This window comes from Paenibacillus sp. EKM211P (genome assembly GCF_011066175.1).
Classification (GTDB): domain Bacteria; phylum Bacillota; class Bacilli; order Paenibacillales; family Paenibacillaceae; genus Paenibacillus; species Paenibacillus polymyxa.
The window spans coordinates 55,677-62,103 of sequence record NZ_JAAMNS010000025.1 but is presented as its reverse complement, the minus strand read 5'-3'; the positions used below and the strand labels follow the sequence as shown (position 1 = coordinate 62,103).

General features: G+C 43.3%; 7 protein-coding genes and 1 rRNA gene. 2 read left to right on the top strand and 6 right to left on the bottom strand.

Annotated features, from left to right (window positions below; genetic code table 11):
• The 3 genes from G9G57_RS24600 to G9G57_RS24590 form a co-directional block, all read right to left on the bottom strand.
• Window positions 1-68 (bottom strand): 16S ribosomal RNA (locus tag G9G57_RS24600); the annotation flags it as partial.
• A gap of 364 nt (window positions 69-432) precedes the next feature.
• Entirely contained in the window at window positions 433-663 is a 231-nt protein-coding gene (locus G9G57_RS24595) for a hypothetical protein (RefSeq protein WP_013312131.1), read from the bottom strand.
• A 195-nt stretch (window positions 664-858) separates the two neighbouring features.
• Window positions 859-1,473, bottom strand: a complete 615-nt coding sequence (locus G9G57_RS24590) for a stage II sporulation protein M (RefSeq protein ID WP_013373242.1) — start codon at window positions 1,471-1,473, stop codon at window positions 859-861.
• Window positions 1,474-1,568: 95 nt separating this feature from the next.
• On the opposite strand from G9G57_RS24590, the gene pdaB reads away from it, so the two are divergent.
• Both pdaB and gerD read left to right on the top strand, forming a co-directional pair.
• Window positions 1,569-2,348: a polysaccharide deacetylase family sporulation protein PdaB gene (gene pdaB, locus G9G57_RS24585; protein WP_058712130.1), complete on the top strand. Its 780-nt coding sequence runs from the start codon at window positions 1,569-1,571 to the stop codon at window positions 2,346-2,348.
• A gap of 106 nt (window positions 2,349-2,454) precedes the next feature.
• Window positions 2,455-3,186, top strand: a complete 732-nt coding sequence (gene gerD / locus G9G57_RS24580) for a spore germination lipoprotein GerD (protein WP_064962329.1) — start codon at window positions 2,455-2,457, stop codon at window positions 3,184-3,186.
• Window positions 3,187-3,220: 34 nt separating this feature from the next.
• Here gerD and G9G57_RS24575 read toward each other — a convergent pair whose 3' ends face one another.
• The 3 genes from G9G57_RS24575 to sat all read right to left on the bottom strand — a co-directional run bounded on the left by G9G57_RS24575 (window position 3,221) and on the right by sat (window position 6,401).
• The gene (locus G9G57_RS24575) at window positions 3,221-4,327 is read right to left on the bottom strand and encodes an Mrp/NBP35 family ATP-binding protein (protein WP_064962328.1); all 1,107 of its coding nucleotides are present in this window, start codon (window positions 4,325-4,327) and stop codon (window positions 3,221-3,223) included.
• Between the two features lie 59 nt (window positions 4,328-4,386).
• Complete coding sequence (cwlD, locus tag G9G57_RS24570; RefSeq protein WP_019688709.1) at window positions 4,387-5,163, bottom strand: N-acetylmuramoyl-L-alanine amidase CwlD; 777 nt, start codon at window positions 5,161-5,163, stop codon at window positions 4,387-4,389.
• A gap of 68 nt (window positions 5,164-5,231) precedes the next feature.
• Window positions 5,232-6,401, bottom strand: coding sequence for a sulfate adenylyltransferase (gene sat / locus G9G57_RS24565; protein ID WP_016818657.1), 1,170 nt, complete (start codon window positions 6,399-6,401; stop codon window positions 5,232-5,234).
• Window positions 6,402-6,427 lie beyond the last annotated feature (26 nt).

Sequence of the window (6,427 nt, the reverse complement as noted above, 5' to 3'; positions counted from 1 at the left end):
CGCTCGACTTGCATGTATTAGGCACGCCGCCAGCGTTCGTCCTGAGCCAGGATCAAACTCTCCATTAAAGACCAACCAAAGTCGGTTTATCGAAAGAGCGATTAGCTCATGTTGAAACTGACGAGATAAAATATCTCTTTGTTTGATTTTGCGAACAAAATCATTTACTCACTCGTTGTTCAGTTTTCAAAGATCAAACCTTCATTATATCTCACTTTGTTTCACCATCGCATCTCAGCGGCGACTTTTATAATATATCATCTCTTTTTGAATTTTGCAAGAGTTTTTTTAATTCTTTTTTCGAGCAAATCCTTCAAAAAGGAACGAAAATTAATTTAACATGAATATTGAATAGAGTCAATACTTTTTTTGATATCAGAAAGTATATTTACTTCCTGATATCTCGGTCTGATATAGTTCTTCTTTATCTTATCATTGTTTGGTTTGCGGGACACGGCCTCTGCGTGCATATTTGGATAGTTCCTTAGCGGGTGCAAAACGGGCATACATGCGGAAAACTGTTTTATATCGAAGTGCTATAGCATAACGGATATCCTGGTCCAATCGGGTATCGCTCATATCAAGCAGCATTTCATCTAGTTCCTTACGAAGAACATAGTCAAGTTCCTTGCATTCTTTTTCATTAAACAGCATTCCCAACATATGACCATACTCCCTTATCAGCAGATTATATAGTACTTATATTTGCCCAATTAATTGTTCCAAACTTTACCTGTTTTTAAACTCAACTGCTAAGGTTTCAAACTTACTCCAAGTAATCTTTAATCTTTTTCTTTACGCTCTCCCCTTTGTTATGTTCAATTTTCGGGAAATATATAAATAATTGGCCATATTATTTTAATGCGACAATAAACGATAAGTTATGCCGCTCTCAATCGCAGCTGCTATAAACAGAAAGATGACAGACCATATTGACACGGTCAACGTTTGTTTCAAAAAAACCTCCCACGATGGGCCAGTACCTTTGCGTTTTAGTCCTATGCTTGTACCTAGGGTAGATATTATATTGACTCCAAACTTCAATCCGAAGGCACAGGCGATAATTAAAACAGGCAATTCAATCACACCATGAGGCAATAATCCTTTTACGACAATTTCATACATACTTCTTCCCATATCTGTCTGCAGGTGTACTACGAAACCTAAAACCATTCCGTTCACAATCAAAAATATAAACGGTACGATTCCAAAAAGAGCCCCGGTATATATAACCAGCACGCATTTAATTGCATTATTGAAAAAGATAAACACAAAAAAACTCCATTGTGGATGCTCAGAGTTCTGCAATCGTTGCGCCACTCCCCCCAGTCCCTCCATTTGTTGTGCCAACATAGCCTGAATAACACCTGTACTTAACCATCCCACTACAATACTTGCGCAGAAAAAAAGTGCAGCGATCAAAATTAGCCGTCTTGTCGTGCGTAAATCATAAAAAAATGCTTTTAGTCCCATTTGTTGATGCCTCCTATTAGTCCAATGGAATAATTGACAACCCCTGGCATAGCTTTAAGTAAACAAGCACTTCTAGGATGAAAGGGGCATTAACCATGAATTCTTTTTTCTATGTATTGAACGGCAAAAAAATCAAGCGATTCTTGATCGTAATGGCAGCGGCCATCTTTACTGCTGGAGTCATTTATGTAGAAACCGATAATGTTACGGTCTTTTCCGAGGAAGCGCCAACTGCCATTTACAGTGTACCAACGGATAAAAAGCTGATCGCTCTCACCTTCGACATTAGCTGGGGGGATAAGCGTACTGCTCCCATTTTAAAAGTTCTCGAAGATAAAAAAGTGACCAAGTCCACCTTTTTTCTTTCTGCCCCTTGGAGCAAAACACATCCAGAACTCGTGAATCAAATTAAAGAAAGCGGATTTGAGATTGGCAGTCATGGCCATAAACACGAAAATTATAGCAGCTTAAGCGATGAAGAGATTCGTAAACAGATTTCAACGGCTCATACCACATTAACCGAGCTGACTGGACAATCCCCGAAGTTAATCCGCATGCCTAATGGTGACTTTGACAAAAGGGTACTTCAAGTTGCCAGCACTTTAGGATACAAAACCATTCAATGGGATACTGACTCCCTGGACTGGAAAAACCCTGGTACGCAGGTCATCATCGACCGTGTTATAAATAAAGCTCATCCCGGTGATATCGTCCTTCTTCATGCCAGTGATTCTTGCAAACAAACTCATGAAGCGTTGCCCATCATTATCGACAAGTTGCGGGCACAAGGCTATGAATTCGTGACTGTATCCGAACTGCTTCAACAGGGTACAGTAAAAGGTAAAGAGGTTCGCGATCAAGCTCTGGGTCTTTAAGGAGTTATTTTACATCGTTCTCAGCTAAAAACCAAAAACAACTCGACATATTTCTCCCCAATCATCCGCATACTATCCACATTCATGATAAAGGAGGAATACGGCCATGAATTGGACTCGTTTGCGATTTGTTAGCATGGTATGCGTGCTGGGCGTTGCACTGAGCGGCTGCGGCTCGGATCAGGGTTCTGCACCTCCCCAGACCAGTTATAAAGAGATGAAAACGATGGTTGTCGATATCTTGAAAAGTGATGATGGAAAAAAAGCCGTAGAAGAAGCTTTAACCGGGGAAAAAGAGGGGCAATCCGGTCAAAGTGGTGGAGGAGGTGGAGCTGGGGGCAGCATGGGAATGAAAATGCTTATGCCCACGCAATCCGCTGAACAGATGAAAATCGCAGTAAAAGATACTTTAATCTCACCCGAATATAAAAAAGAAATCGAAAAAATTATGACTGATCCGCGTTTTGCCGGAGAATTTGCCAAAGCCATCAACAGTCAAAGCAAACAGCTTCATATGCAGCTTATAAAAGACCCTTCTTACCAAAAATCAATTGAAGAGATGCTAAAATCGCCAGAACTGACCAAGATGTATATGGACTTAACTAAAACCCCGGAATATCGCAAGCAATCTATGACAGTCATGCATGATGCTATGCAGAATCCGATTTTTCGGCTTGAGGTCATGAATTTACTCAAAACTGTTGTGCAAGAAGAACTTCAACCTAAGGTTGAGAAAAAAGGCGGAGAGCAAGGTGGATCCGGGGATCAAAAGCAAGATGGTGGTGGTGGTGAAGGAGAACAAGGTGGTGGTGAAGGAGGTCAAGGAGGAGGTCAGTAAAAAAAAAGGCTGGTTCAACAACCAGCCTTTTTTATTATTCAGAATCCATGTGCAGCCCGGTAATTTGGGCGGCTATATCATTATAAATAGCTCCTGTCGCCGACTCCGATTTATATACGGATGGAGAAAAATCGGCTTCTGACGGATGATTATCTGGGATACCCAGCGGAATTTGTGCCAAAAGTTTCGTATGAAGTGTTTCTGCCAACATAGCCCCGCCTCCCCGTCCAAAAACATAGTCTTTTTCTCCAGTGGAGGACACATAATAGGACATGTTCTCCACGACGCCTATGACCTTATGATCCGTTTGAAGGGCCATTGCCCCTGCACGTGCAGCTACAAAAGCTGCCGTCGCATGCGGAGTAGTGACAATGATTTCTTCACTCTGCGGAATCATTTGATGTACGTCAAGCGCTACATCACCAGTACCTGGTGGTAAATCGAGTATCATATAGTCCAGCTTGCCCCATTCGACATCACTAAAAAACTGTCTAAGCATTCTCCCCAGCATGGGACCTCTCCAAATAACAGGATTGTTTTCTCTCACAAAAAAGCCCATGGACATGATTTTGATACCAAATCGTTCCACTGGCTGAATGATACCATCTTCGACAGAAGGTACGTCCTCTACCCCAATCATATCCGGCACACTGAATCCATAGATATCAGCATCAATTAAACCCACTCGCTTACCCTGTCTGGCTAGAGCTGCCGCCAAATTCACAGCTACTGTCGATTTTCCGACACCACCTTTTCCGCTTGCAATGGCAATAAATCGTACGCCAGATGCTGGATTAAGCAGCTCATGTTCTTCCATACCGACAGCATGTCCTTTGGTCAAAACCGGATCAGCTACCTCCTCGGTATCCTCTCCATTTTGTATAGCTGACTTTTCAGACTCAGATGCCTCACGAATACGAATATGCACGTGACTTAATCCCGCCTTTTCTAACGTCTGCCGGATTTCCCGATCCAGTTCCGTTCGAGTCTCTTCTTGGCTATCCAGGGTAATAGCAGTCAATGATACCCGATCCTCTTTAACAACCACATCCCGAATAAAATGGAGGTCAACCAAACGGCGTCCCGTTTGAGGCTCTCGCACCTGCTGAAGTAGCTCTATAACTTGCTCTCTCGATTGCATGAATAATCAGCACCTCTGCTTTATTGATTTACGTAGTGGTAAACACTTACAGTATACCACTATCTGGCTTCAGGTGCTGATGAGGTTGCCTTTTCCCCGGCACTGTAACGCAAAATCCCTTTATATATAGATGCGGCCACTTGTCTCTGATAGTTCTCGTCACTGAGTCGTCTGGCTTCCTCTGGATGGGACAAAAATCCGACTTCTACAAGAGCTGCCGGCATTTTGAGTGCCTTTAATAAATAGACCGTGTTTACGGTCTTAGCCACTCTGTCCGTATTTTCCAGGTTGCGCTTGATTTCTTCCTGAATTAAGGATGCCAAATTCTCGTTATCTGCATGATTAGGTACGAAAAAGGTCTGGGCTCCACTCCAACGGCTCGACGGGATACTGTTCATATGAATACTTAAAAAGAGGTCCGCTTGCTGCTCCTCAATCATACGTACCCGTTGCTTTAAATCCTCCGTTTTTCTTCTGGAATAGCCTTTTGTTTCTTGCTGCGCCAGATCGCGATCATCCTCACGTGTCATGACGACAACTGCCCCTGCTTGCTGTAAATAATCTCGCAAATAAAAAGCGATCGCCAAATTAATATCCTTTTCAATGACCCCCTCTTTGCTAACCGCTCCTCCATCAGGCCCTCCGTGTCCGGCATCTATAGCAATTACCTTACCAGTAAGCGGTAGACTCCAATGAATCCACGCTCTCGAAGCAGGTATCTCATACAATGTCAGCATGATGAATAGAACAGCGAGACAACAGCCTAACAGCATTTTTTGCAGCGTCCGATAGCGAATCCACAGTGTGACCTCTTTTTTACGATTGTTTTTTTGCATAACAAAACGCCTCCGTCCTATACAGATACTAATAATCTATATGGGACGAGGCGTGTAGTTAGTACAACTCAGGCATGAACATATTCTTTCATACCTTCAATCAGCACTTGAGCGACTTCTGGGCGTGTAAATTCCGGTGGCGGACAAACCCCGGAGCGTAACAATTCCCTCACTTTGGTGCCAGAGAGCGTCAAATGATGCTCCTTGGGATGTGGGCATGTTTTACTTGAGGCCATATTTCCACATTGGGTGCAGTAAAAGCTGTGTTCAAAAAACAACGGGGTAATCCCCAGCTCTTCAGGTGTAAAGTGCTTGAAAATTTCCTGCGCTTCATAGGTACCGTAATAGTCCCCTACACCCGCATGATCTCTTCCGACAATAAAATGAGTGCAGCCGAAGTTCTTCCGCACAATAGCATGGAAAATGGCCTCTCTAGGACCAGCGTATCGCATGGCAGCAGGAAAGACCCCCAGAAAGGCTCGATCAGCCGGATAATAGTTGTCCAGCAACACTAGATAGCTCTTCATACGCACATCTGCTGGAACGTCATCTGACTTGGTCTCTCCAACAAGTGGATTTAGAAATAAAGCATCCACAATTTCCATCGCGCTTTTTTGGATGTACTCATGTGCCCGATGTACCGGATTTCTTGTTTGAAAACCGACTACTGTCTTCCAGCCCTTTTCAGCAAAATGGCTACGTGTCTGTGCTGGTGTGTAATAAAATTCGCTAAATTGAGTAGGTTTGGGTCGATTCAGCACTTGCACCGTTCCACCTACATAGGTAGCAGGTCGATCTAACAATTTATTTACGCCAGGATGGGCCGGGTCAGCCGTCTTGAATACACATCTGGCTTCCTCTGCCTGGTCAACCTGATAAATACTCTCAATATCAAGTACAGCATAGATGATACCATCTGTTTCCCCCACCAAAGCCACCTGCTGACCTAGTTTCAGTTCACTGGCTATGGTTTCTACTACTGCAAGAGTAATGGGAATACTCCAGACTGTACCATCAGCAAGACGCATATCCGTTACCACTGAACGATAATCTGACTCATTCATAAATCCCGTCAATGGAGAAAAGGCACCTACTCCAATTAAATCCAGATCAGAAATCGTCCATGAGTTTACAGGGATAGGAAACAATTCACCTGCAGCCTGCAACAGTGCTTCTTGCTGCGGTCCAGTTATAATTCTATCAACGAGCGTTCCGCCATGCGGAAGAATTGCAGTCATGATGCACTTCCTTTCTATTCATAAAT